The 26,149-nt window shown below is 68.1% G+C and carries 24 protein-coding genes; 19 read left to right on the top strand and 5 right to left on the bottom strand.

Going from position 1 to position 26,149, the window contains the following annotated elements; translation table 11 throughout:
• Nucleotides 1-6: 6 nt before the first annotated feature.
• The 11 genes from H570_RS18985 to H570_RS0112630 all read left to right on the top strand — a co-directional run bounded on the left by H570_RS18985 (nt 7) and on the right by H570_RS0112630 (nt 10,572).
• A complete protein-coding gene (locus H570_RS18985; RefSeq protein WP_027081060.1) occupies nt 7-777 on the top strand; it encodes an AMP nucleosidase in 771 nt (256 codons plus the stop codon).
• 101 nt (nt 778-878) lie between these two features.
• Entirely contained in the window at nt 879-2,993 is a 2,115-nt protein-coding gene (locus tag H570_RS0112680) for a S9 family peptidase (RefSeq protein ID WP_027081059.1), read from the top strand.
• Between the two features lie 284 nt (nt 2,994-3,277).
• Nucleotides 3,278-3,664, top strand: coding sequence for a YbaN family protein (locus H570_RS0112675; RefSeq protein WP_027081058.1), 387 nt, complete (start codon nt 3,278-3,280; stop codon nt 3,662-3,664).
• A 78-nt stretch (nt 3,665-3,742) separates the two neighbouring features.
• On the top strand, nt 3,743-4,000 hold the full coding sequence (lptM, locus tag H570_RS0112670) for an LPS translocon maturation chaperone LptM (RefSeq protein ID WP_027081057.1): 258 nt from the start codon (nt 3,743-3,745) through the stop codon (nt 3,998-4,000).
• Nucleotides 4,001-4,003: 3 nt separating this feature from the next.
• Nucleotides 4,004-4,864, top strand: coding sequence for a diaminopimelate epimerase (gene dapF / locus H570_RS0112665; RefSeq protein WP_036136077.1), 861 nt, complete (start codon nt 4,004-4,006; stop codon nt 4,862-4,864).
• Nucleotides 4,861-5,535: a DUF484 family protein gene (locus H570_RS0112660; RefSeq protein ID WP_027081055.1), complete on the top strand. Its 675-nt coding sequence runs from the start codon at nt 4,861-4,863 to the stop codon at nt 5,533-5,535. The genes dapF and H570_RS0112660 overlap by 4 nt, the downstream gene beginning before the upstream one ends.
• Nucleotides 5,536-5,571: 36 nt before the next feature.
• Nucleotides 5,572-6,456, top strand: coding sequence for a tyrosine recombinase XerC (xerC, locus tag H570_RS0112655; RefSeq protein WP_084500171.1), 885 nt, complete (start codon nt 5,572-5,574; stop codon nt 6,454-6,456).
• A 154-nt stretch (nt 6,457-6,610) separates the two neighbouring features.
• On the top strand, nt 6,611-7,162 hold the full coding sequence (hslV, locus tag H570_RS0112650) for an ATP-dependent protease subunit HslV (protein ID WP_027081053.1): 552 nt from the start codon (nt 6,611-6,613) through the stop codon (nt 7,160-7,162).
• A gap of 103 nt (nt 7,163-7,265) precedes the next feature.
• Entirely contained in the window at nt 7,266-8,648 is a 1,383-nt protein-coding gene (gene hslU, locus H570_RS0112645) for an ATP-dependent protease ATPase subunit HslU (protein WP_027081052.1), read from the top strand.
• Between the two features lie 422 nt (nt 8,649-9,070).
• Nucleotides 9,071-10,123 (top strand): NAD(P)-dependent alcohol dehydrogenase, encoded by a 1,053-nt coding sequence (locus tag H570_RS0112635; protein WP_027081051.1) that lies wholly within the window; start codon nt 9,071-9,073, stop codon nt 10,121-10,123.
• A gap of 14 nt (nt 10,124-10,137) precedes the next feature.
• A complete protein-coding gene (locus H570_RS0112630; RefSeq protein WP_027081050.1) occupies nt 10,138-10,572 on the top strand; it encodes a hypothetical protein in 435 nt (144 codons plus the stop codon).
• A 348-nt stretch (nt 10,573-10,920) separates the two neighbouring features.
• Here H570_RS0112630 and H570_RS0112620 read toward each other — a convergent pair whose 3' ends face one another.
• Both H570_RS0112620 and H570_RS17545 read right to left on the bottom strand, forming a co-directional pair.
• Entirely contained in the window at nt 10,921-13,542 is a 2,622-nt protein-coding gene (locus tag H570_RS0112620) for a DEAD/DEAH box helicase (protein WP_027081049.1), read from the bottom strand.
• Nucleotides 13,543-13,544: 2 nt separating this feature from the next.
• Nucleotides 13,545-15,041: a site-specific DNA-methyltransferase gene (locus H570_RS17545; RefSeq protein ID WP_036136073.1), complete on the bottom strand. Its 1,497-nt coding sequence runs from the start codon at nt 15,039-15,041 to the stop codon at nt 13,545-13,547.
• 158 nt (nt 15,042-15,199) lie between these two features.
• Between H570_RS17545 and H570_RS18335 the strand changes: the two genes are divergently transcribed.
• Complete coding sequence (locus tag H570_RS18335; RefSeq protein ID WP_051176374.1) at nt 15,200-15,586, top strand: helix-turn-helix domain-containing protein; 387 nt, start codon at nt 15,200-15,202, stop codon at nt 15,584-15,586.
• Nucleotides 15,587-15,923: 337 nt separating this feature from the next.
• Here the strand turns inward: H570_RS18335 and H570_RS0112590 are convergent, their stop codons facing one another.
• On the bottom strand, nt 15,924-16,787 hold the full coding sequence (locus tag H570_RS0112590) for an AraC family transcriptional regulator (protein WP_211219113.1): 864 nt from the start codon (nt 16,785-16,787) through the stop codon (nt 15,924-15,926).
• A gap of 91 nt (nt 16,788-16,878) precedes the next feature.
• Between H570_RS0112590 and H570_RS0112585 the strand changes: the two genes are divergently transcribed.
• On the top strand, nt 16,879-17,424 hold the full coding sequence (locus tag H570_RS0112585; RefSeq protein WP_027081045.1) for a carboxymuconolactone decarboxylase family protein: 546 nt from the start codon (nt 16,879-16,881) through the stop codon (nt 17,422-17,424).
• A 54-nt stretch (nt 17,425-17,478) separates the two neighbouring features.
• Here the strand turns inward: H570_RS0112585 and H570_RS0112580 are convergent, their stop codons facing one another.
• Complete coding sequence (locus H570_RS0112580; RefSeq protein ID WP_027081044.1) at nt 17,479-17,934, bottom strand: nucleoside deaminase; 456 nt, start codon at nt 17,932-17,934, stop codon at nt 17,479-17,481.
• 150 nt (nt 17,935-18,084) lie between these two features.
• Between H570_RS0112580 and H570_RS0112575 the strand changes: the two genes are divergently transcribed.
• The 6 genes from H570_RS0112575 (at nt 18,085) to H570_RS0112550 (ending at nt 25,159) form a co-directional block, all read left to right on the top strand.
• Complete coding sequence (locus H570_RS0112575) at nt 18,085-19,662, top strand: metallopeptidase domain-containing protein (protein WP_156899972.1); 1,578 nt, start codon at nt 18,085-18,087, stop codon at nt 19,660-19,662.
• 51 nt (nt 19,663-19,713) lie between these two features.
• Nucleotides 19,714-20,475, top strand: coding sequence for a bifunctional demethylmenaquinone methyltransferase/2-methoxy-6-polyprenyl-1,4-benzoquinol methylase UbiE (ubiE, locus tag H570_RS0112570; protein WP_027081042.1), 762 nt, complete (start codon nt 19,714-19,716; stop codon nt 20,473-20,475).
• 193 nt (nt 20,476-20,668) lie between these two features.
• Nucleotides 20,669-22,705, top strand: coding sequence for a M1 family metallopeptidase (locus H570_RS17535; RefSeq protein ID WP_051176373.1), 2,037 nt, complete (start codon nt 20,669-20,671; stop codon nt 22,703-22,705).
• Nucleotides 22,706-22,709: 4 nt separating this feature from the next.
• Nucleotides 22,710-23,696, top strand: a complete 987-nt coding sequence (locus H570_RS17530) for an alpha/beta fold hydrolase (RefSeq protein ID WP_051176372.1) — start codon at nt 22,710-22,712, stop codon at nt 23,694-23,696.
• Complete coding sequence (locus H570_RS0112555; RefSeq protein WP_027081041.1) at nt 23,693-24,427, top strand: hypothetical protein; 735 nt, start codon at nt 23,693-23,695, stop codon at nt 24,425-24,427. Before H570_RS17530 ends, H570_RS0112555 begins: the two co-directional genes overlap by 4 nt.
• A 264-nt stretch (nt 24,428-24,691) precedes the next feature.
• Nucleotides 24,692-25,159 carry an aminoacyl-tRNA deacylase gene (locus H570_RS0112550; RefSeq protein ID WP_027081040.1) on the top strand — a complete coding sequence of 156 codons (468 nt, stop codon included), beginning with the start codon at nt 24,692-24,694 and terminating at the stop codon, nt 25,157-25,159.
• 27 nt (nt 25,160-25,186) lie between these two features.
• On the opposite strand, the gene H570_RS0112545 is transcribed toward H570_RS0112550, so the two are convergent.
• Nucleotides 25,187-26,119 (bottom strand): carbohydrate kinase family protein, encoded by a 933-nt coding sequence (locus tag H570_RS0112545; RefSeq protein ID WP_027081039.1) that lies wholly within the window; start codon nt 26,117-26,119, stop codon nt 25,187-25,189.
• Nucleotides 26,120-26,149: the final 30 nt, after the last annotated feature.

Here is a 26,149-nt window from a genome sequence, read left to right as displayed (position 1 = left end):
CGCGCCATGAAGGAAAAAGAACAGATCGTCGAGAACTGGCTGCCGCGCTACACCGGCGTGCCGCTGGAGGAGTTCGGCGAACACATCCTGCTGACCAATTTCGGCGGCTACCTCAACCACTTCAGTCGCCTGGCCGGCGCGCCGATCGTCGGCACCGACCGGCCGATGCCCAGCGCCACCGCCGACGGCATCACCATGATCAACTTCGGCATGGGCAGCCCGAACGCCGCGACCATGATGGACCTGCTGTCGGCGATCGCGCCCAAGGCGGTGCTGTTCCTCGGCAAGTGCGGCGGGCTCAAGCGCAAGAACCAGCTCGGCGACCTGATCCTGCCGATCGCCGCGATCCGCGGCGAGGGCACCAGCGATGACTACCTGCTGCCGGAGGTGCCGGCACTGCCGGCGTTCGCGCTGCAGCGCGCGGTCTCGACGATGATCCGCGACATGGGCCTGGACTACTGGACCGGCACCGTGTTCACCACCAACCGCCGGGTCTGGGAGCACGACGAGGCGTTCAAGGAGCGACTGCGGGTGATGCGCTGCATGGCCATCGACATGGAAACCGCGACGGTGTTCGCCGCCGGCTTCGCCAACCGCATCCCCTGCGGCGCGCTGCTGCTGGTGTCGGACCAGCCGATGGTGCCGGAGGGCGTCAAGACCGAAGCGTCGGACGCGAAGGTGAGCGCCGACTACGTCGAAAGCCACATCCAGGTCGGGATCGAGGCGCTGCGCCTGATCCGCCGCAACGGCAAATCGGTCAAGCACCTGCGGTTCTGAGCGTCCGCGCCCGGCCGCCCGTCGAAACAGGCACTATGTCCCGGATCCGCGCCGCCCCGGCGGCGCGTTCCCGTTGCGAATCCATGTCCCGGGCCCCATCCATGAAGCCGACCTTCCTCCTGCTCCTCGCCCTCCTGATGACCGACAACAGCCAAGCCGCACAAACGCCGACACCGCCGGATGTCGCACGCAAGCCGCACGTCGTCGAAGCCCCGTTCGGCGCCTCGCGCGACGACGCCTACTACTGGCTGCGCGACGACAGCCGCAAGGACAAGGAGATGCTGGCGTACCTCGAGGCCGAGAACGCCTACGCCGACGCGTTCATGGCGCCGCTCAAGCCGCTGCAGGACGCGCTGTACGCGGAGATCGTCAGCCGCATCAAGCAGGACGACAGCTCGGTGCCGTACCGCGAGCGCGGCTACTGGTACTACACGCGGTTCGAGACCGGCAAGGACTATCCGATCCACGCGCGCCGCAAGGGCACGATGGAAGGGCCCGAGGAGATCCTGTTCGACGTCAACGAGATGGCGGCGGGCAAGGACTACTTCAGCCTGGCCGAGTACGACGTGTCGCCGGACAACCGGATCGTCGCCTGGACCCAGGACGACGTCGGGCGCCGCCAGTACAGCCTGCATTTCAGGAACCTGGAGACCGGCGAGGTCTATCCCGAAGTCATCACCGGCGTGGCCTACGACACCGCCTGGGCCGACGACAACAAGACCCTGTTCTACGCCGAGAACGACCCGGAAACGCTGCTTACCGTGCGCGTGAAGAAGCACGTGCTCGGCACCCCGCCCAGCGAGGATCAACTGGTCTACGAAGAGGCCGACGACAGCTTCTACATGGGCATCAGCCGCAGCCGCGACGACAAGTACATCTGCATCGACCTCGGGGCGACCACGATGCGGGAAATACGCTGCGCGCCGGCCGCCGACCCGCGCGAGTTCACCGTGCTGGCGCCGCGCGAGCAGGGCAACGAGTACCACGCCGACCACCTCGGCGACCGCTGGGTGATCCTCACCAACGTCGATGGCGCCACCAACTTCAAGCTGGTCACCGCGCCCGACGGCAGCACCTCGCGCAAGGACTGGGTGGACCTGGTGCCGCACCGCGACGACGTCTTCATCGAGGACTTCGACCTGTTCGACGGCTTCACCGCGATCGCCGAGCGCTCCGGCGGGCTGGAGCGCATCCGCCTGCTGAAGGCCGACGGCTCGGAGGAATACGTCAAGGCCGACGAATCCGCCTACTCGATGGGCCTGGACATCAACTCCGAGCACGACACGCCGTGGCTGCGCTACGGCTACACCTCGATGACCACGCCGGAGACGACCTACGAGCTCAACGTCGAGACCGGCGAGCGACGCCAGCTCAAGCAGCAGCCCGTGCTCGGCTACGACGCGTCGAAGTACGCCACCGAACGCCTCTGGGCCACCGCGCGCGACGGCACCCGGGTGCCGGTGTCGGTGGTCTACCGGAAGGGCTTCGAGAAGAACGGCAAGGCCGCGCTGCTGCAGTACGCCTACGGCAGCTACGGCCATTCGATCGACCCGGCCTTCAGCGCGACCACGGTCAGCCTGCTCGACCGCGGCATGGTCTACGCCATCGCCCACGTCCGCGGTGGCCAGGAAATGGGCCGTCAGTGGTACGACGACGGCAAGCTGCTGCACAAGAAGAACACCTTCACCGACTTCATCGACGTGACCGATTTCCTGGTGGCCGAAGGCTACGCCGCGCCCGACCGCGTCGCGGCCTACGGCGGCAGTGCCGGCGGCCTGCTGATGGGCGTGATCACCAACATGGCACCGGACAAGTACCGCGTGATCCTGTCGCAGGTGCCGTTCGTGGACGTGGTCACCACGATGCTCGACGCGGGCATCCCGCTGACCACGCTGGAATACGACGAGTGGGGCAACCCGGAGCAGGAGCGGTTCTACGACTACATGCTGTCGTACTCGCCCTACGACAACCTCGAAGCACGCGCCTATCCGGCGATGTTCGTCGGCACCGGGCTGTGGGATTCACAGGTGCAGTACTGGGAACCGGTGAAGTACGTGGCGAAGCTGCGCGACGTGGACACCGGCCCGCTGCCGGTCCTGCTGCGCACCAACATGGATGCCGGCCACGGCGGCAAGTCCGGGCGCTTCCGCAAGTACCGCGAGCTGTCGGAGATGTATGCGTTCCTGCTCGACCAGCTGGGTGCGGACGATCGCTGACGCCTGCCTGCTTGCAGGAACGCCTTCAGCCGCAGGCTCTTTGCCCGACCTCATGCAAACGCAGGCAGTGGGGAAGACCGCCTGCGAGCCACTGGCTCGCGGCCTGGCGAACGCCATCGAACCGCGTTCGATGGCCGGACGGTCGGGGAGGATGCCTTCGGCAGTATCGGGAACCGCGCACGCTCCCTTCCAAGCCCCTGTCTTCGCAGGTGGGCGGCCGGACACAAGCTCGCGGCTGAAGCCGCTCCTGCAAGGGCAGGCAGCATGAAACCCGGCGTCGACCCGTGACCACGCATCGCTTCCGCTGGGCCTGGTGGCTGCTGGCCTATGCCAGCCTCGGCCTGGGCCTGGTCGGCATCGTGCTGCCGGGACTGCCCACCGTTCCCTTCGTGCTGCTGTCGGCGTTCGCCGCCGCGCGCGGGTCGGAGCGCCTGCACCGCTGGCTGCTCGCGCACCGAGTGTTCGGGCCGATGATCGTTGACTGGCAGGCATACGGCGCGGTGCGCCGGCGCGCCAAGTGGATGGCGACGCTGGCGATGGCCGCCTGCGGGCTGGTCCTGTGGTGGACGGCGCCGCGCGCGTGGATGGCCGCGATCGGCATCGGCTGCATGGCCGTGACGGCCGCATGGCTGTGGCGGCGGCCCGAACCACCGGCGCCGGGCCCGCGTTAGCCGGTCCGGCCACGCGACTGCAGCGCGGATTCAGCCACCGCCTTCGCGCCGCGCACCGGCACGGCTACACTGCGGGGCATGAACATCACGCGCCTGACCCTGCTCTCGATCGCCGCCGCGCTGGCCCTGTCCGGCTGCGGCAACAAGGGCCCGCTGGTCCTGCCCGACGCGCCCGACGAGGCCGAAGCACCGGTCGCCGCGGACGAAGGAACCGAGCCGGCGACAGGCGCCGGTACGCCGGCCGGAGACGCGGGATCCGCCACCGAGCCGGCGGATGATGGCGCCCCGGTCGAACCTGAGCCGCTGCCGCTGGACGACGGCGGCGACAGCGACTGAGCAATGATTGGTCGCCCGCATGTACCTGTGGCCGCGCTGCATTTCAGCAAGATGCACGGCGCCGGCAACGACTTCGTGGTCCTCGACCTGCGCACGGCCGCCAGCGCGCCGTCGCCGGCGCTGTGCCGCGCGCTGGCCGACCGCCACACCGGCGTCGGTTGCGACCAGATCCTGACCGTCGAGGCGCCACGCAGCGCGGCATCGGTCGCGTCCTACCGGATCTGGAACGCCGACGGCTCGTCTTCGCAGCAGTGCGGCAACGGCGCGCGCTGCGTCGCGGCATGGCTGGTGCGTGACGGCGCGACGGGCGGCGCGACGTTCGAACTCGACAGCCCGACCGGCACCCACGCGGTGGAAGCGCTGGGCAACGGCCGCTACCGCATCGCGATGGGTGTGCCCCGGTTCGCGCCGCAGGCGATCCCGCTGGCCGGCTTCAGCGACATGCAGGACGAGTACGAGATCGAGCTGGGCGACCAGCCGCTGCGCTTCGGCGCGGTCTCGACCGGCAACCCGCACGCGGTGGTCGAGGTGGCCGACGTCGATGCCGCGCCGGTGGCGACCGTCGGCCCGGCGCTGCAGCGCAACGGCGTATTCCCGCAGTCGGCCAACGTCGGCTTCGCCGAGGTGGTCGCGCGTGACCTGGTCCGCCTGCGCGTGTTCGAGCGCGGCGTCGGCGAAACGCTGGCCTGCGGCAGCGGCGCCTGCGCGGCGGTGGCGGTGCTGGTGCGGCGCGGGCGCATCGGCCGCGACGTGACCGTGTCGCTGCCCGGCGGCGACCTGCGCATCGCCTGGCCCGACGACGGCGCGCAGATCATGATGGCCGGGCCGACCGCATTCGTTTTCGAAGGGGAGTGGCTGCAATGAGCGAAACCGCCGACAGACTCGGTGCCCACGAAGTCGCCGCATGGCTGCGACTGCATCCGAAGTTCCTGCAGCAGTTCCCGGACCTGGCGATCAGCATGGTGGTGCCGCGCGAGGAAGGCCCGGCCGCGTCGCTGGCCAGCTACCAGCTCGAAGTGCTGCGCGACAAGAACCGCGAGCTGACCCGCCGCCTGCACGACCTGTACGCGATCGCGCAGGAGAACGAGCGCCTCGCGGTGCAGACACAGCAACTCACGCTCAACCTGCTGCGCCAGGACAGCGCGGCCGCCACGGTGCGCGCGATGGTGGCCAGGCTCAGCGAGGATTTCAACGGCGACCTGGTGCGGATCGTGCTGTTCGCGCCGGTCGCGGGGCTCGATGACGCCGAGTGGCTGCAGGTGATCCCGCGCGACGACGCGATGCTGGTGCCGTTCCGCGATTGCCTGGCCGAAGGCGAACCGCTGTGCGGCCGCCTGCATCCGGACAAGCAGGCGCTGCTGTACGGCCCGCGCGTGGACGAAGTGCAGTCGACCGCGCTGCTGCCGCTGGCTGGCGCCGGCCTGGTGGCGGTAGGCAGCCGCGATGCCAACCGCTTCTATCCCGGCATGGGCACGCTGTTCCTGCGCATGATGGGCGAGGCGTTCGCGACCGCGCTGCGCAGGTTCGATCCCTAGCGGATCGTCCTGCGCCATGCATCGCTCCACGTAGCCATGGCAAGCCCGGCCGACTTCCTCGCCCACCTCGAAGTCGAGCGCCGCATGTCGGCGCACACGCTCGATGCCTACCGGCGCGACCTTGCCGCGCTGTCGGACTGGGCGCAGGGGCAGGGCATCGCCGATCCCGGAACCCTGCAGGCCGAGCAGCTGCGTGCCTTCGTCGCCGCCGAGCACCGGCGCGGGCTGTCGCCCAAGAGCCTGCAGCGCCGCCTCTCGGCCTGCCGCAGCTGGTTCCAGTGGCTGCTGAAGAACGGCCATGTCGCGCTCAACCCCGCCGCCGCGATCCGTGCGCCCAAGGCGCCGCGCAAGCTGCCGCAGGTGCTCGACGCCGACGAGGCCACGCGCCTGGTCGAAGTGCCGACCGACGTGAAGCTCGGCCTGCGCGACCGCGCGCTGCTGGAACTGTTCTATTCCTCCGGCCTGCGATTGTCGGAGCTGTGTGCGTTGCGCTGGCGCGACCTGGACCTGGGCAACGGGCTGGTGACCGTGCTCGGCAAGGGCAGCAAGCAGCGCAGCGTGCCGGTCGGTTCGCACGCCCGCGCGGCGCTCGACGCCTGGCGCGACGAAACGAAGGCCGCCAGCGACGCCCCGGTGTTCCCCGGCCGCGGCGGCGCGCCTATCTCGCCGCGCGCGGTGCAGATCCGCATCCGCCAGCTCGCCCAGCGCCAGGGCATGTTCAAGCACGTGCACCCGCACATGCTGCGGCACAGCTTCGCCAGCCACGTGCTCGAGTCCTCCGGCGATTTGCGCGGCGTGCAGGAACTGCTCGGCCACGCCGACATCGCCACCACCCAGATCTACACCCACCTGGATTTCCAGCACCTGGCCAGGGTCTACGACGCCGCGCACCCGCGCGCCAAGCGCAAGAAAGGCGACTGAACCCCGTAGGAGCGGCCCATGGCCGCGAGCTTTTGATCTTGCGCTCGGTTGCCGGGAAAAAGCTCGCGGCCACGGGCCGCTCCTACGGGGCGCTTGCGGGGCTTGCGTCCCCGGCCACCGGCCCCCATCCAGAAGACTCGACCCCGGAGGCCGCATGGACCCCAGCCAGAACCCCAATGTCTTCCACGCCACCACCATCGTGTCGGTGCGCCGCAACGGCCACGTCGTCGTTGCCGGTGACGGCCAGGTGACGCTCGGCAACACGGTGATGAAGGCCAACGCGCGCAAGGTGCGCCGCCTGGGCAAGGACGGCCAAGTGCTGGCCGGATTCGCCGGCGCGGCCGCCGACGCGTTCACCCTGTTCGAGCTGTTTGAGTCGAAGCTGGAAAAGCACGGCCAGCTCACCCGCGCCGCGGTGGAACTGGCCAAGGACTGGCGCACCGAACGCCGCTTCGGGAAGCTCGAAGCGCTGCTCGCGGTGGCCGACAAGCAGACGTCGCTGATCATCAGCGGCACCGGCGACGTGATCGAGCCGGAGGACGGCCTGGTCGCGATCGGGTCCGGCGGCCCGTTCGCGCTGTCGGCGGCGCGCGCGCTGCTCGCGCACACCCAGCTCGACGCGAAAGCCGTCGCCACCGAGGCGCTCAACATCGCCGGCGATATCTGCATCTACACCAATCGCAACATCGTGGTCGAAGAACTCTGACAGCGGGGATTCGGGATTGGGGATTCGGGATTCGAAAGCCGATTCCCCCGCCGGATCCGACGCTCGTATGACAACCCTCGCCTTTCCGAATCCCGAATCCCCAATGCCTAATTCCAGCTCTTCAACCATGACCCCGCGCGAGATCGTGCAGGAGCTCGACCGCCACATCGTCGGCCAGCAGCAGGCCAAGCGAGCGGTCGCCATCGCGCTGCGCAACCGCTGGCGCCGCGCCCAGCTGGACGACGAGCTGCGCAACGAGGTGATGCCGAAAAACATCCTGATGATCGGCCCCACCGGCGTGGGCAAGACCGAGATCGCGCGCCGCCTGGCCACGCTCGCCAACGCGCCGTTCGTGAAGGTGGAAGCCACGCGCTTCACCGAGGTCGGCTACGTCGGCAAGGACGTCGAGCAGATCATCCGCGACCTCGCCGACACCGCGGTCAAGCTCTATCGCGAGCAGGCCAAGACCCGCGTGCGCACCCAGGCCGAGGAGCGCGCCGAGGATCGCATCCTCGACGCCCTGCTGCCGCGGCGGCAGGTGCCGGCCAGCGGCTTCGGTTTCGGCGCCAGCACCACGGTGGACATCGGTGCGGAACCTTCGGCGAAGGGCAACGACAACGAGACCCGGACCAAGCTGCGCAGGCAGCTGCGCGCAGGCGACCTGGACGAGCGCGAGATCGAACTCGAACTGTCCGCAAACGTCGGCGTCGACATCATGACCCCGCCCGGCATGGAGGAGATGGGCCAGCAGCTGCGGCAGATGTTCTCCAGCCTCGGCGGTGGCAAGACCCACAAGCGCACGCTGTCGATCCGCGCCGCGCGCCCGCAGCTGATCGAGGAAGAGGCGGCCAAGCTGGTCAACGAGGACGAGGTGCGCGAAGCCGCGATCGAGGCCTGCGAGCAGCACGGCATCGTGTTCATCGACGAGATCGACAAGGTTGCCAAGCGCAGCGAGGGCATGGGCGCCGACGTCAGCCGTGAAGGCGTGCAGCGCGACCTGCTGCCGCTGGTCGAAGGCTCCACCGTCAGCACCAAGTACGGCTCGGTCAAGACCGACCACATCCTGTTCATCGCGTCGGGCGCGTTCCACCTGGCCAAGCCCAGCGACCTGATCCCGGAGATGCAGGGCCGCTTCCCGATCCGCGTCGAATTGTCCGCGCTGAGCAAGGACGATTTCGTCCGCATCCTCACCGAGCCCAAGGCGTCGCTGACCCGCCAGTATGTCGAGCTGCTGAAGACCGAAGGCGTGGCGCTGACGTTCGCGCCCGACGCCGTGGAGCGTCTCGCCGAGATCGCCGCCCAGGTCAACGAGCGCCAGGAGAACATCGGCGCGCGCCGCCTGCACACCGTGCTCGAACGCCTGCTCGATTCCCTCAGCTTCGAGGCGCCCGACCGCAGCGACACCGTCGTGATCGACCGTGCCTACGTCGACCAGCACCTGGGCGAACTGGTGCAGGACCCCGACCTGAGCCGCTACATCCTCTGACGTCCCGCAGCTCCTGCAGGAGCGGCTTCAGCCGCGAGCCGTTGATTGGCTTTCGTAGGAGCGATGGAAGTCGCGAAGCATTCCCGGTAAAGCATCGCGACTCCCGTCGCTCCTACAGTGGCAGCATCAGAGGCTCGCGGCTGAAGCCGCTCCTACAACTGCCACATGGCGGCCGCGGCAAGGCTCCCGTGTTCGCGCCTGCCCGCAGGCCGCGTGGCCGACGCCGCGATCCCGGGGACGACAACGCCGCGCCACAGGAGGAGAATCCGGGTGCCGCCGGCCGGATGTCCGGAGCCACCGACCAGGCGCAGCCGGCGGCCTTGGCCGGCATCCGGATCAAAAGCCGCCGCGACCCGCTGCACCGGGGCGCGCACAAGTGATTGACGCTTCCCACCCCCACACTCCCCGGAGGAAGACATCCCATGACCACCAAAGCCTACGGTGCCTACGCCGCCGACAAGCCGCTCGAGGGGATCGACATCGAGCGCCGCGCGCCCGGCCCGCACGACGTGCAGATCGACATCGCCTACTGCGGCGTCTGCCACTCCGACCTGCACACTGTTCGCTCCGAATGGGGCGGCACGCTGTATCCCTGCGTGCCCGGACACGAGATCGTCGGCCACGTCAGCGCGGTGGGCGGCGACGTCACCGCATTCAAGGTCGGCGATACCGTCGGCGTCGGCTGCCTGGTCGGCAGCTGCCAGCACTGTGCGTCCTGCGCGGAAGGGCTGGAGCAATACTGCGAGAACGGTTTCACCGGCACCTACAACGGCCCGACGAAGGACGCGCCGGGTCACACCCTCGGCGGCTATTCGCAGCGCATCGTGGTCGACGACAAGTTCGTGCTGAAGATCCGCCACCCGCAGGAGCAGCTGGCCGCGGTCGCGCCGCTGTTGTGCGCCGGCATCACCACCTATTCGCCGCTGCGCCACTGGAACGTGGGTCCGGGGCAGAAGGTCGGCATCGTCGGCATCGGCGGGCTCGGCCACATGGGCGTGAAGATCGCGCACGCGATGGGCGCGCACGTCGTCGCGTTCACCACCTCGGAGAGCAAGCGCCAGGACGCGCTCGACCTGGGCGCGGACGAAGTGGTGGTGTCGCGCAACCGGGACGAGATGAAGGCGCACGCCGGGAGCTTCGACTTCATCCTCAACACCGTGGCCGCCAGCCACTCGCTGGACGACTACACCGCGCTGCTCAAGCGCGACGGCACCCTGGTGCTGGTCGGCGTGCCCGAACACCCGCATCCGTCGCCGAACATCGGCAACCTGATCTTCAAGCGCCGCGCCATCGCCGGCTCGCTGATCGGCGGCATCGCCGAGACCCAGGAGATGCTGGACTTCTGCGCCGAAAAGCGCATCGTGGCCGACATCGAGATGATCCCGGCGCAGGAGATCGACACCGCCTACGACCGGATGGCGCGCAGCGACGTGAAGTACCGGTTCGTGATCGACACCGCGTCGCTGGCCGCTTGAGAGGAGGATTCACGATGTCCAGGATTTTCCTGACTGCCGCCGCCGTGATGGCACTGTGCCTGGCCGCGGCGCCCGCGTCCGCCGGCGACGTGTCCTGCCGGCTCAGCTTCGACATGTCGGGCTGGTCGGTGCTCTACAAGACCGCTTCGGGCACCGGCCATGTGCGCTGCAGCAACGGCCAGTCGATGGCGGTGAGCATCAGCGCCAAGGGCGGCGGCCTGACCGTGGGCAAGTCGGAGATCCGCGGCGGCCGCGGCGACTTCTCCCCGGTCCGTGACATCCACGAGCTGCTCGGTACCTATGTCGCCGCCGAAGCCCACGCGGGTGCGGTCAAGTCGAGCAAGGCGCAGGCGATGACCAAGGGCGACGTCTCGCTGGCCCTGGCGGGCACCGGCGAAGGCTGGGACCTGGGCGTGGCCTTCGGCGCGTTCACCATCAAGGCGCGCTGAGCGCGATCAGCGCGCTGGCGCTGGCCGGCGTCGTCGCCGGGGGCCGGGAGCTGCCGGGCTTCGCTGCGGAGGCAAGGCCTTGCGGCTGGCGAAATGATCCGCGGCACTGGCATGCGGTGTCCATGGCGGCAGGGTCGGGAAGGCGTGACGGATCGGCTCGTGATCGACATTGCTGCGTTGCTGGGTCGCAAGGCGATGACCTTCGGAACGACCAGGAATCACCTCGTCGCCAAGCGCATGGTGTAGCGCCCCAGCCCGGCGATACTGCAGTCGCCGTGCCGATGTTCCATCAGTCCATGAAGCGGATCATGCAGGGCGAAGAGTGGACTGCAGGGTGACGCATCATCATTAGCCGGCGATTACCGCCAGCAACTGTTCGCGCACGTTGTGCCCGCGGCCGTCCGATTTCTGCGCCATGAAGTAGAGCCCCTTGCCGTTGCTGCGATTGGCCCACAGCTCGCCGACGAGGCGCTTTTCCTTTTCCTCGTCGCTGGTGAAGCGGTCGCCCCCCTTGTACTCGACGACGAACAGGCGGCCATCCTTCAGCTTCAGCACGAAGTCCGGGTAAGTGCGCTGGCGGGAGGTCGGCATCCAGAACTGTGTCGGATGGACGAGGTTGCGTACCCAGAACTCGACTTCGTCCAGCAGGTCGATGGCCCGGGCGCACTCGAACTCCTCGCCGATGCTCTTCAAGTCCGCGGGCATCGGGTAGTAGTGCTTCTTGAAGCGGTAGGTGCCCTGATAGTACGAGTGCGCCGGGTACCGCGTCATGTCCGCCGGATAGGTGAACGCGTGGTCGGGACCATCACTGGCCACGATCTCCAAGCCGTCCTGGAATAGGGCCTGCTGGAACCCGTCCCGATAGGCCAGTTCCTTCGCCAGCTGCAGTTGCTCGGTCAGCTTGCGGCGCAGGATGAATTGTCCCTTGAGCAATTGAGCCAGCGAGAACCCGCGTTCGTCCAGCAACCCGCGGACCGCCCGTCGCAGCCACTCCCGCAGGACCGGCTGTTTGACAAACGGTTCCCGCACCTCATGGTCGAGCCAGCCGATCAGGTCGGTTTCGCTGCGATCTTGCGCAAAGCCGGGCAGGTACGTGGCAACGTCGTCCTTGACCTGGTGGTAGTTCACCTTCCGGCCTTCAAGATCCACCTCGAAGGTCATGCTTTGGTCGTCGAAGCGGAAGGTCGACAGGTCGGGCGGGCTGGCAAGCAAGTCCCACGCGAAAGTGGCCGGGACCACGCCCCGGTCGACCAGTTCCAGTTCTCCCTGTTCGACCATGCACAGGCGCGGCACGGCGAAGACGGCACCGCGCTCGCTTGGCGCCTTGGCGGCAAGGGAAGCCAGCTGGTGGCGCTCGATTTGTGCAGCGAGTTCGTCACGCTTGCCTGGCGGCGCGGTGAGGACGATGGCGTCGACGGTGGTCGCGTCGATCTCGTCGGTGATCTCGACAGTGCCGCCCTTGCCACCTTCGTTCGCGACGAACCTGACCCGTTGCAGGTCGCGCTCCGGTACGTCGTCCAGCTTCGGTGCCTTGTTGACTTCGATGCGCGTCGTTGGTGGCGTGCAGGCTGCCAGTTCGCCGCCTTTGAGTGGCAGTTTCGGTGCGATGGCGTCGTCGTCGCGGATGGCTGCCGCCGCCTCCATCGGGTTGAAGCCGATGTTCACCAGCGACTGCGTCAGTTCTCCAGCGGCGCGGCCAAAGTCGTCGGTGACGACGTGGGCATAGGCCTTGTTCATGGCTTCCTGCCGGCGGCGGGTGGCATAGGGCATGCGCAGCACGCGGCCAAGGAGCTGCTGGATGTCCTTGTCGCTTTTGACCTGCGCCACCGAACAGAAGACATAGGCGAACGAGCAGTCCCAGCCCTCTTTCAGCGCCTGCTTGGTGATGATGATTTCGATGGGGCAATCCTTCGCGAACAGGTCGACGCCGTCGATCTCGCGCTGGTCACCGGTCGCGATCGCGATGGTCCTGTCGTCCACGCCGTCGGCTTGGATCAGGTGGCGCTTGACCTCCTCGACGGTGGCCACGCCACGCGCGTTCTCGGCTTGCACCAGCAGGATTGGCCGGATGTAGTCCGGTTCGCCCAACGCCGTCCGTGCCAGCGATTTTCGCCGTGCCACGGCGCTGCTCACCGCAACCTGCCAATCGCCGTCGTGTTCCTTCAGCACCACTGGGAACTTGATCATGTTCTCGGCCTTCAGCTCGAAGGCCGAAACGCTGACCAGCACGTTGGAACTGGCGGTATCCGGCGTTGCGGTCAGTTCAACCACGGCGCGCGGCCCGAGCCGTTCGTAAACCGTGTAGGACAGCGGCGTGGTGGCGTTGTGCGCCTCGTCCATGATCACCAGTGGGCCATGCAGCTTGAGCAGGTTGGCGAACGAGGCCAGCGCGTTGTCGTCTTCGCCCTTGTCCAGGTAGGCGAGGCCGCGCGTGCTACCGGCGAAATGTGGCTCCAGGTCCTCGTGGTGTTCGTAGACTTTTCGGCCTTCCTTGTCGGTCACCCGCAGTGCGGCCACGGTGGAGATGACGACACACACCCTGGTGCCCACGTCGGCGGGCCGGATCTGGGCGAAGTCGGCCACGTCGAACACTGTCACTTGTCCGTCGAAGGCGTTGTCGAGTTCCTGCCGGTAGGGATGCCGTGGATCGCGGAAGGCCTCCAGCGTTTGTGACTTGATCTGGGTGGTAGGCACCATCCACATCACCAGCGGAAACTCGCGTTCGAGCAATGCGCGGCCAGCCGACTGGATGATGTGCGCGCCCATCACCGTCTTGCCGCCGCCGGTGGGGATGCGCAGGCAGGCGTAGGGCACTGCGGGCAGGCCGGGCATGGGCTTGTACTGCTCGACAAGCCCCTTGTCGACGCAGGCCGCGAATGCGCTGGCCGTGTCGCCGAGCCGCGCGGCCTCGAAGAATCGCTCCAGGCTGTCGAGCGCGCGTTGCTGGTAGAGCTTGAGCGCGAGGGCCATGGTCAGCGCGCCTTGATGTCGTACGGGGTTTGCCGGAAGGCGATGTCGAGTTCGCGCAGCTGTTCTCCGGGAAGGTCGCAGGCTTCGCCGTAGATCACCTTCGGGCCGTCGAACTTCGGCAGCGATCGCAGCACGCGGCGGGTAAGCACGTTGCCGCCGGTCTTGCGTTCGTCGCCAAGGATGCCGTTGAACAGCAGGTAGTAGCCGGTGCCGCCGTGTTCGCCGAGGAAGGCCTGCTTCTTCGCACGAGTCGAACGCGCGGTGCCGGTTTCGGCGAACCAGACGTGTGCGGCCAGATGTTCGAACTTGATACCGGCACGGATATGGCCGTTCTCGTCGAACACCGGGACGCCGAGCTTGTAGAAGCGGAAACCGCCGCCGCCTTTCCACTTGACTGTTTCGGAAATGCCGCCCTGTTCTCCGTCCACAACCTTCTTGAGGCGTGGCTGGCAATGGCTCCGGGCGTGTTCGCCCATTTCGATGCCGATCCAGCGGCGCCCCATCTTGTGGGCGACGGCCGCGGTTGTGCCGGAGCCGAGGAAACTGTCGAGGACGAGATCGCCGGGGTTGGTGGCGATCAAATGGATGCGTTCGAGGAGGCGTTCTGGTTTAGGTGTATCGAAATCAACATCAAGTTTCTGCAGTTCCTTCGTGGCTTCGGTGGCGGTACCAACGTCGTCCCACCATGTCTTTACAGTGCTACCTTTCTTGGCGGCATCTCCGAGGAATCGTTTCTGCTGCGGCTTTGACCTTCCGGTTTTCCCGAAAACAATCTCATCGCTTTTCAAGAGGCGAAGGTATTCCGCTTCGGTAGTACGCCAGCATCGGCCTTTCGGGGGCCAATACTCTTCATCCGTGTTCGGGTTTCGAATTGCGTAAGTAAGGTTTGGCCTCACATTCGGTGCATCAAAAGGCGTTGCGGACCATGGTCCTCGGGGATCCTTGTCAGGATTTTCATACCTACTTTCATCGACGGAAAGTCGATTCAGCGCAACGTTCTTGCCGTCCTTTGCATACGCGATAACGTGGTTGTGGGAAAGACTGATGACAACGTCGTTCTGCACGCTCTTTCTATGATTCCAGACGATGTTGCCAATGAAGTTTCTTCGTCCAAAAGTCTCGTCGCAGATGACCTTGAGGTAGTGGGCTTCGTTGTCGTCCAGCGTGATCCAGATCGACCCGTCCTGTGACAAGAGTTCACGCAGCAATTCCAGCCGCGGGTACATAACCGACAGCCACTGCGAATGCTCGAGGTTGTCGTCGTAGTGCTCGAACGCGCTGCGCGTGTTGTAGGGCGGATCGATGAAGATGCATTTCACCTGCCCCGCGTAGTAGGGCAGCAGCGCCTTGAGCGCATCGAGGTTGTCTCCCTCGATCAGCATGTTCGGCGAATCAACTTCCCCATACGACAGGCTGGCCACTGGCTCCAGTAGCCGGTATGGCGTGCGAGCCGCGCGGGTCAGGTCCTCGTCGCGGTTGTGCCAGGACAGCAGCGGCATCTAGCGCGGCCCTGCCTGCCGATGGCCTTGGGCGACGCACTCCGGCAGTTTTTTGAGCAGGGTTGCGAGCACGGGGCCAAGCGTTATCAATCAACAATTGATCAGATCATAAATCAATAATTGATTGATGCGGCCGCCGGGCCGCCTACGTTCGCGGCATGAAGAGCGAGCAGGCTGGGTTTGGCGCGCGATTGCGCGAGGCGTTGCAGAAGGCGAAGTTGCCGGAGAGCGCGGCCGAACTGGCGCGGCTGGTGCCGCAGTACGGCGGCACCGCCGTGACCACGGCCGCCGCCCACCGCTGGATCAAGGGGCAGTCAATCCCGCGGCCGGAGAACATCCGGGCCTTGGCGACGCTGCTGCGCGTCCCGCTGGATTGGCTTTACGGGGAAGACCCCGGCGGGCGCAAGGTGCGCGAACCCAAGGGGGCCTGGGAGGCCAGCGCGGTCGACCGGCACGCGGTCGATGCGTTCCTGGCGCTGGAAGACCGCCACCGCAAGCTGGTGCGGGAATTGATCACGGCGCTGGCGGGGATCACGAAGCGCTGAGAGAGCAGGTCGCCGACCGGTGGGCGCTCGGACAGCCCAAGTCGGATGGACACCACCACGCGCCTGGTGAGGGGAATTTGTGTTGTCACTCCCGCGAATCCGGGGCTTTCAATGGACGAACGTCTGGTTATCCACGGGCTTTGATGGCCACTGACCGGATGCCCATCCCCGCCTTCGCGGGGATGACGAGCAGGCTCGGCAGGGATGGCGAGCCAGGGCGCTGTGCTTCCTCATGGTCGTGCCGGCCTTCAGTCCTTGCCGATCTCCTTTCGGGGTTGGCCGCGATCCAGTCGCCGAGCAACGTGATGCAGGATTCGTCCTTGAGGTCGACTACGCCCTACGCCCGCGCCGCCCACTCCCGCGGCGTCTGCCCGGCGCGGGCCTTGAACATGCGGGCGAAGGCGGCCGGGCTGGCGTAGCCCAGTTCGTCGGCCACCAGTGCCACCGGGCGACCGAGCGAGAGTTCGCGCTTGGCGACGAGGACGCGGTAGTCGGAGAGGTAATCGCCGACGCTGCGGGCCATGTGGCGGCGGAAGGCGGTGGTGAGGCCGGCGCGCGACATGCCGGCCTCGGCGGCCAGTTCGTCCAGCGTCCAGGCGTGCCCCGGCTGGCCGTGGATGGCGACGATGGCGCGCGCGAGCCGGCGGTCGGACAGGGCCTGGATCAGCCCGGGCGTGACCCGCGCCTGCGCGGCATGGTCGAACAGCCAGCGCAGCAGCTGGATCAGCACCACCTCGAACAAGCGGTCGGCCAGCAGGCGATGGCCGCAACGCACCTGGTCGGCTTCGTCGAACAGCAGGTCGAGCGACGCCTGCAGGCCGGCGACCGCGCGCACCGGCAGCACGACCAGCGGCGGCAGGCCGGCCACCAGCGGATGCTGCGGCCCGCCTTCGAAATGGACCGCCGCGCAGGTCAGCAGCGGTGCGGCCGCGTCGACGCGCGGCGCGAACCGGTGCGGCGCGCCGCCCGGATAGAACAGCAGCGTGGGTTCGGCGAGCGGCAGGCGGCGCGGATGCCCCGGCAGCGCCTGGTGCGCGTCCATCTCGCCGCCGCGCAGTACGTGCAGGAAGCCGCGGCCGGGCAGGGCGTCGAATGATTCGGTGCCGCACAGCGGGCCGGTGTGGAACAGCTCCACATTGACCTGGAAGCGGCGCAGCACGCCTTCAAGGCGGTCCAGCGACATGTCTTGTCCGATCTGCATGGAAACGTCGCCGAATCGTATCCAATCGAATAGCCCGGCGCCAGACACTGTCCTCCCCGGCGCATCCCGCGCCATCCAACGGAGAACTTCCATGTCCAGGCTTCCCCTCGTCGACCCCGCCGCGGCCACCACGGAGCGCAAGGCCGTGCTCGACCAGATCCACGGCGCCTTCGGCACGACCCCCAACATGTTCAAGGCCGTGGCCAACTCGACCGCCGCGCTGCAGATGATGTGGGGTGCGTTCGGTGCGCTCGGTGGTGGCACGCTGTCGCCGAAGCTGGGCGAACAGATCGCGGTGGCGATCGCCGACCGCAACCGCTGCGAGTACTGCCTGGCCGCGCACACGGCGCTGGGCCGCAAGGCCGGCGCGAGCGGCGAGGAGATGGCGCGCGCGCAGGCGGGCGAATCCGGCGATCCGGCCGTGGCCGCCGCGCTGGCGTTCGCGCTCAAGGTGGTGGAGACGCGTGGCCAGGCCACTGATGCGGACGTGCAGCGGCTGCGCGACAACGGCTACGGCGACGGGCAGATCATGGAGATCCTTGCCCACGTCGCGCTCAACATCTTCACCAACTACACCAACGTCGCGTTCGATGTGCCGGTGGATTTTCCCGCGGTCGCGCTTCGCCCACGGGCTTGAACGGGGACAGCAGGCGTGCGCTCCGAACGCGGCGCGCGCCTGCCCGTGGCGGGTTCAATCCTCGCCGATATCCTCGTTCCACACCTCGGGATTGGCCGCGATCCAGTCGCCCAGCATCGTGATGCAGCGTTCGTCGGCGAGGTCGACCACGTTGACGCCGTTCTCGCGCAGCCAGTCGAGGCCGCCGCCGAAGTTGACCGATTCGCCGACGACCACCGTGCCGATGTTGAACTGGCGCACCAGGCCGCTGCAGTACCAGCACGGGGCCAGGGTGGTGACCATGATCGTGTCGCGGTAGCGGCGCTGGCGGCCGGCCTTGCGGAAGGCGTCGGTTTCGCCGTGCACCGACGGGTCGCCTTCCTGCACGCGGCGGTTGTGGCCGCAGCCGAGCAGGCGGCCGTCGTCGCGGTAGAGCGCGGCGCCGATCGGGATGCCGCCTTCGGCAAGGCCGGTGCGGGCCTCTTCGATGGCGGTGTCGAGCAGGGCGCGGTAGTCGGGGGTGGCGATCATGTGGGTGGAGCCGTGGCGCTGTCGGGACGCACGATGGTGCCACGGGCTTGAGTGCGGTGGCGACTTGCGAAACGGGCCCGCGCATGGATAGTGCGAAGGTGCGGGCTGGCGGGGGGCGCCAGCCGGGACATCGACGGGAAGGGGGTCCACATGTCCGGATCAAGCCGGGGCGGCATCCGCCCATTCGCGCGCACATGGCTCGCGGGCCTGTTGCTGCTGGGCTGCGGCGCGGCGAGCGCGCAGGTCGTGCAGGGCCGGCTGGAACTGCAGTGGGGCGACCCGATGCCCGCGCCCGTCGAGCAGCGCCTGCCGACGCGGCTGCTTGCGACCCTCGTCACCGACGACGGCGCGCGCATCGCGCTCGACCCCGCGCAGGCGCGGCGCGCGGCGGGCGACCTGTATGCGCTGTCCAACCGGCGCGTGGCGGTGGCGTTCGCCACGCAAGGCCGCGGCGTGCTGCAGCGGAGGGTGGTGGAGGTGATCGTCCCGGCCGAGCGTTCGTGGCAGCGGGCGCCGGCACTCGATGCCGCCGGCCGCGTGGTTGCGGAGGCGGCGGTGTCGGGCACCACCCGCTGGGTGACGCTGGCCTGCAAGTTCAGCGACATCGCCACCGAGCAGAAGCCCACGAGCTTCTTCACCTCGCAGTACGGCTACATGCCCGGCCAGCTCGGGCATTACTGGATTGAAGTGTCGTACGGCAAGATCGACCTGGCCGGCAGCCAGGCGTACGGCTGGTTCACGCTGCCGTCGCCGCGCGACGCCTACGTGACGATGGTCGACGGCGAGGAAAAGGCCGACCTCGACAAGCTGTTCACCGACTGCGGCGCGGCGGCCGACCCTACGGTCGACTTCGCGGGCGTGCAGGGCATCAACATGATGTTCAACGGCGATCTCGACGGCTACGCCTGGGGCGGCGGTGCCTGCGCCACGCTCGACGGCGCGCGCCGCTGCCTCAGCACGACCTGGAACCCGCCGTGGTCGTTCGGCAACCTGGCGCCGCTCGCGCACGAAATGGGGCACGGCTACGGCCTGCCGCATTCGGACAACTCCGACGGCGACGACGACACCTACGACAATCCCTGGGACGTGATGAGCGATGCCTGGAGCAACGCCATGCACAACGTCACCTTCGGCGCGCTGCCCAAGCACATCAACATGCTGCAGCGCGAACGCCTGGGCTGGGTGGACGCGGCGCGCAAGCGCGTCATCCCGGCCGGCGACCTCGCCCCCACCCAGGTGGCGCTGGACTTCGCCGGCCTGAAGAACGCGACCAACCCGCAGATGATCGTGATCGCGATGTCGGCGCGGCCCGACCCCTACGCGACGGTGGTCTACACGCTCGAAGCACGCCAGCGCACCGGCACCTACGAGTCGGCGCTGGCCGGCGACGCGGTGATCGTCCACAGGATGGAAAACTACGGCACCGCCTACAGCGTGGATGCGGACGTGCCGCCGGCGGACGTGTCCAACAACGAGGGCTCGATGTTCAAGCCGGGCGAAAGCTGGCTGTCGCCCGACCACTCGCGCTGGTTCCGGGTGGACGCGATGACGGCCACCGGCTTCCTGGTCACGGTGGGGCCGATGCCGCGTATCACCGGCGGCCGGCTGCCGGCGCTGCGCAGGAAGGCTGCGCCGGTGGCGCCGCAACGGCCGCAGCCGGCGCGGTCCGCGCGGGCTGCGCGCGATTCCGGGCCGGGGCGCATCGAAAGCGGGCAAGCGGTACGTTGAATTGCCGATGTGCCGGGCAAGCACCGCGCCTGCGGGTGCGATAATCGCCGCATGAACGAATCCACGGACAAGCCCGGCACCACCCACTTCGGTTTCCGCGACGTGCCGGTGGCGGAGAAGCAGAAGCTGGTCGGCGAGGTGTTCTCGTCGGTGGCCGGCAACTACGACCTGATGAACGACCTGATGAGCCTCGGCATCCATCGGGTCTGGAAGCGCTATTTCGTCGCCACCGCGCAGGTGGGCAAGGGCGACCGCGTGCTTGACCTGGCCGGCGGCACCGGCGACATCGCCGCGCTGCTCAAGGACCGCGTCGGTCCCGAGGGCGAGCTGGTGCTCGGCGACATCAACGGCGACATGCTGCGCGTCGGCCGCGACCGCATGACCGATCGCGGCAATGTGCGCGGCTTCGAGTACGTGCAGTGCAACGCGCAGGCGCTGCCGTTCCCGGACGCCAGCTTCGACCTGGTCACCATCGCCTTCGGCCTGCGCAACGTCACCGACAAGGACGCGGCGCTGGCCGAGATGCTGCGGGTGCTGAAGGTGGGCGGGCAGGCGCGGGTGCTGGAATTCTCGGAAGTGAAGGCGGACTGGTTCAAGCCGCTGTACGACTTCCATTCGTTCAAGGTGCTGCCGCGGCTGGGCAGGCTGTTCGCGCACGATGCCGACAGCTACCAGTATCTGGCCGAGTCGATCCGCAAGCACCCGCCGCAGGACGAGCTGAAGGCGATGATGGAAGCGGCCGGGTTTGAGCGCTGCGACTACAGGAACCTGTCCGGCGGGATCGTCGCGATCCACACCGGCTACAAGGTCTGACGCCCGCACTGCCCGGATCCGCGGGAGCGGCCATCGCCGCGCTACGCCCCCGACGTGCCGACGCGCCGGCAACACCCTCGCATTTCCGACCACCGCGCGCGTCGGGCGCGTAGCCCCGACCTGCGGCCATGATTTGGGCACGCGCAAGCGGGGCGCTAGACTTGGCGACCCTGCCCGCTTCCCCCGGATCCCAATGCGCGCCCTGTTGATTTCCCTCGGTTTTGCCGTTGCCCTGGCCGGCTGCCAACGCGACGCGGCCGATACCGCGACTTCCACGCCCACCGCGAAACCCGCCGCGGCCGCTCCGGCCAGCGTCGACGAGCACTCCTACGCAGAGCCCGGCAAGGTCGCCATCGACGACCTGGCGCTGGACCTGAAGATCGATTTCGACGCCAGGACCATTTCCGGCACCGCGACCTACACGCTCGACTGGAAGGACAAGGACGCCAGGCAGCTGGTCCTCGATACCCGCGACCTGTCGATCGACAAGGTCGAGGGCGAAAGCAAGGACGGCCAGTGGCAGCCGCTGCAGTACGGCCTGGCCGAGCGCGACGCGATCTTCGGCAGCAAGTTCACGATCGAGGCGCCGGAGCGCAACGCGCACATCCGCGTGACCTACGCCACCTCGCCCGAGGCGTCGGGCCTGCAGTGGCTGGAGCCGGCGATGACCGAGGGCAAGCAGCTGCCCTTCATGTTCAGCCAGTCGCAGCAGATCCACGCGCGCAGCTGGGTGCCGCTGCAGGACACGCCCAGCGTGCGCTACACCTACAGCGCGCATGTCACATCGCGCCCGGACGTGATGGTGCTGATGAGCGCCGACAACGACCCCAAGGCCGCGCGCGACGGCGACTACACGTTCAAGATGCCGCAGAAGATCCCGTCCTACCTGATGGCGATCGCCGCCGGCGACCTGGTGTTCAAGCCGATCTCCGAGCGCTCCGGCGTGTGGGCCGAGCCGGCCATGGTCGACAAGGCGCAGGCCGAGTTCGCCGACACCGAGAAGATGATCGAGACGGCCGAGGCGCTGTACGGCCCGTACCGCTGGGGCCGCTACGACATCCTCGTGCTGCCGCCGTCGTTCCCGTACGGCGGCATGGAAAACCCGCGCCTGACGTTCGCCACGCCGACGGTGATCGTGGGCGACAAGTCGCTGGTGTCGCTGGTGGCGCATGAACTCGCGCACAGCTGGTCTGGCAATCTCGTGACCTTCTCCAGCGCCAAGGATGCGTGGCTCAACGAAGGCGTCACCAGCTACGTCGAGAACCGCATCATCGAGGCCCTGTACGGCAAGGACCAGGCCGACATGGAGAGCGTGATCGCGCGCAACGAGCTGGCCGAGGAGTTCAAGACCGTCGATCCGAAGCTGCAGGTGCTGGCCGAGAAGCCGGGCGACCTCAAGGATCCGGACAACAGCTCGGGCGCGACGGTCTACACCAAGGGCGCGTGGTTCCTGCAGTTCCTCGAGCAGCGCTTCGGGCGCGCCGACTTCGACGCGTTCCTGCGCGGCTACTTTGACCACTTCGCGTTCCAGTCGATCTCCAGCGAGCAGTTCGCCGATTACGCCGAGGCCAACCTGCTGCGCAAGTACCCGGGCAAGGTGAGCCAGGAAGAGTTCGACGAATGGCTGTACCAGCCGGGCGTGCCGGCCACCGCACCCAAGGTGCTGGCGCGCAAGTTCGGCGTGGTCGATTCGGCGCGGCTGGCGTGGCTGGGCAGCGGCGAACTGCCGCCGCCGGTGATTACCGGCGCGTGGAGCACGCAGGAATGGGTGCACTTCATCGAGGCCATGCCCGAAACGCTGGGCGTCGAGCAGCTGGCCCAGCTCGACGGCGCCTACCACTTCACCGGCACGCCCAACGGCGAGATCGCGCAGCGCTGGTATCCGCTGGCGGTGCGCAGCGGCTACACCCAGGCCAACGACGCGATCGCCGCGTTCCTGGAGAAGATCGGCCGGCGCAAGCTGATCATGCCGACCTACAAGGCGCTGGTGCAGACCGAAGACGGCCTTGCGCTGGCCAAGGCGGTGTTCGCCAAGGCCAAGCCGGGCTACCACCCGATCACCACCGGCTCGGTGCAGGAGATGATCGACGGCGCGAAGCCCAAGGCGGCGCCTGCGAAGCCAGCCGATGCCGGCGACGCAGCCGCGGCCGCCCCGGCCGAAAGCGAGAAGCCCGCGATCGCCGGCGACGCCACCGCGCCTGCGCCGGACCCGGCGCCGCCCGCCAACTGACGCGATGCCCGGCTGGCAGACCGTCCTGATCGTGGCCGCCCTCGTGGCGGCCGCGTTCGTTCTGGCGGCCGCGTGGCGGCTGTGGCGCGATCCGTATGCGCTGATCCGCGCCGAGTTCGCGCGCGAACGGATGGCGGCGGGGCTCGCCCGCCGCGTTGTCGACGTCGACGGCCTGCGCTGGGTCTACGCCGAAGGCCAGGCGCGCGACGCCGATGCGCCGGTGCTGGTGATGCTGCACGGCTTCACCGGCAGCAAGGAAAACTGGTACCCGGTGGCCAGGCGCCTGCGCGGCCGTTACCGGCTGCTGCTCCCCGACCTGCCCGGTTGGGGCGAAAGTACGCGCGAGGGCGTCGCCGGCCACGGCTTCGCCGCGCAGGCCGCGCGCGTGGCCGCCTTCATCCGCGCCACCTGCGACCGGCCCGTGGTGCTGCTGGGGCATTCGATGGGCGGCGGCATCGCCGCGGTGCTGGCCGCGCGCGAGCCGGGGCTGGTCGCCCGCGTGGGCCTGTTCAACGCCGCCGGCGTGCGCTTCGCCGACAACCAGTTCGGGCTCGACGTGCTGGCCGGCGGCAATCCGTTCGGCGTGCACGACCACGCCTCGCTCGCGCACTACCTCGACATCCTCTTCCATGACCGCCGCGCGCTGCCGGCGCTGCCGTGGCCGGCGCCGGCGATCCTCATCGCCCAGCGCCGCCGCGACGCGGCCTTCGAGCAAACCGTGCTCGACGAGATCGGCCGCGGGCCCGAGCAGTTCCTGCCCGGCGACGAGGCCGCGCGCATCCGCCAGCCGGCGCTGCTGGCCTGGGGCGCGCACGACAAGGTGATCGACCCCAGTGCGATGGACCTTTACGCAGCCGCGATCCCGCAGGCGGTTAAAGTGCTGCTGGACGGCAGCGGCCACATGACGGTGATGGAGCAGCCCGACGCCATCGTCGACGCCATCGAAGGCCTGCTCGCCGCCGCACCGTTCGAACAGGGAGCCCACGCATGAACCATCGCACCATCCTGTGCGCCGCGCTGCTGGCGCTGGCCGCCACCGCTGTTTCGGGCTGCGGCGACCGCTCGGCCCAGGAAGCTGCGCGCGCCGCCGCGCAAACCGCGGCCGACGAAAAGGCGGCCAGGGAGTACGCCGATGGCTTCGATGCCGCCGTGGCCGCGGAAAACTGGACGCTGGCGAAGGCCCAGGGCGACGTGCTGTTCGCGCGCTTCCCGGACACGCAGCAGGCCGCGCGCATCCGCCCGCACTACGAGGACGCCAAGGCCAAGGCCGACGCCTTGCGCGAAGCCGCGCGCGTCGCCGCGCTGTGGAGCTACCAGGCCGAGAACGTGAAGGGCGGCCAGCAGCTGTCGGCGGCGATCTACTCGAAGGAGGCCGTCGACACCGACGGTAGCGGCGCCAATCCGGTGCGGCTGATCTTCCGCGACCACCCCACCTGGGGCACCAGCAGTTACCTGGTGCTGCAGGCCGGCGACTTCGCCTGCTACGGCGGCTGCAAGGTCAAGGTCAAGATCGACGACGCGGCGCCGAAATCGATGCCGGCGCTGCGCCCGGACACCGACGATGCGATCGCCATGTTCATCAACGACGAGAAGGCGCTGTGGCGGATGCTGAAGGGCGCCACGCAGGTGTCGGTCGAGTTCCCGGTCAAGGCCGGCGGCACGCGCACGGCGGTGTTCGAGGTCGCGGGGCTGGACCGGAAGAAGCTGCCCGGCTGGGACTGACCGCCGGCCTGCGGCCGGATGACACAGCGCGTAGGAGCGCCCCACGGGCGCGATGCCTTTCGTGACGCAACTTGGCGGCTGCGGCAATCGCGCCCATGGGGCGCTCCTACACGTTGCTGAAGCCTTCGCGGAGTAGAGTCGGCGCCACGGCACGCAGTGCACGGAGCGCGCTGCGCCGCACCGAGGCGCCGCCCGGACGCGCGCGCCAGGCTTACCAGCCGGATCCGCGCCGGAGTGGCGGCGGAGCCGAAGCAGGAGACGACCATGCTCGCTCCCCGCCTGCACCACTTCCTCGACGAGCGCCACGCGCCGTACACCACGCTCAGCCACGACCGCACCATCACCGCGCAGGAAACCGCCAACAGCGCGCACGTCGGCAACCGCCACTTCGCCAAGACCGTGATGCTCAAGGTCGACGGCGACCTGGTGATGATGGTGATGCCCGCCGCCTACCGAATCGACCTGACCCGCCTGTCGCGCGCACTGGGCGGGCGCGAGGTGGAGCTGGCGCAGGAATCGGAGTTCCGAGATGCATTCCCCGACTGCGAACTCGGTGCGATGCCGCCGTTCGGCAACCTCTACGACCTGCCGGTCTGCGTCGACGCGAGGCTGTCGGAACACCCGGAAATCGTCTTCAACGCAGGCACGCACACCGAGCTGGTGCGGATGCCGTATGCGCAGTTCGAGCAGTTGGTGAAACCCGAGCCGCTGTGGCTGGCGCAGGTGATGTGACGGGCCGGGAACAATCCCGCGCGTTCCTCAGAGCGCGTACCCGAACTGCTGCTTGAACTGCTCGTTGAACTCGTCGAAGTCGAAGCGCTGGTTCTGGGTGCCTGGGTGTTCGACCTTGAGCGCGCCCATCAGGTTGCCGATGCGGCCGATGGTCAGCCAGTCGCAGCCGCGCTGGATGCCGAAGATCAGGCCGGCGCGGAAGGCGTCGCCGCAGCCGGTGGGGTCGGTGATGCGGCGCTCGTGCGCCGGCGGCACGTCGAAGATCTTGCCGTCGGCAAAGATCATCGCGCCCTTCGGCCCGCGGGTGGCGATATAGGCCTTGACCTTGCCGGCGATGGTCTTCTCGTCCCAGCCGGTGCGTTCCTGCAGCAGGTTGGACTCGTAGTCGTTGACGGTGACGTAGTCGGCCTGCTCGATGAAGGCGCGCAGCTCGGCGCCGTTGAACAGCGGCATGGCCTGGCCGGGGTCGAAGATGAAGGGGATGCCGGCCTCGGCGAATTCCTTCGCGTTCTGGATCATGCCCTCGTAGCCGTCCGGGCTGACGATGCCGATGCTGATGCCGGGCACGTCGCGCACGTGGTTCTCGTACGAACGCATCATCGCGCCGGGATGGAAGGCGGTGATCTGGTTGTTGTCGTGGTCGGTGGTGATGAAGGCCTGCGGCGTGAACAGCTCCGGGATTTCCTTCACCTGCGACAGGTTGATCTCCAGCTCCTCGAAGTATTCCCGGTACGGGCCGAAATCCTGGCCGACGGTGGCCATCGGGACCGGGTCGCCGCCGAGCAGCTTGAGGTTGTAGGCGATGTTGCCGGCGCAGCCGCCGAACTCGCGCCGCATCCGCGGCACCAGGAACGAGACGTTGAGGATGTGCACCTTGTCCGGGAGGATGTGGTTCTTGAACTGGTCGGGGAACACCATGATGGTGTCGTAGGCCAGGGAGCCACAGATCAGGGCAGACATCAGGCAAGCGCTCGTTCGGGGCGGGAATGG

The sequence above is a fragment of the Luteimonas mephitis DSM 12574 genome (assembly GCF_000422305.1).
GTDB lineage: Bacteria > Pseudomonadota > Gammaproteobacteria > Xanthomonadales > Xanthomonadaceae > Luteimonas > Luteimonas mephitis.
Note: the sequence above shows the minus strand (reverse complement) of the source record. Positions and strands in the feature narration are given on the sequence as shown.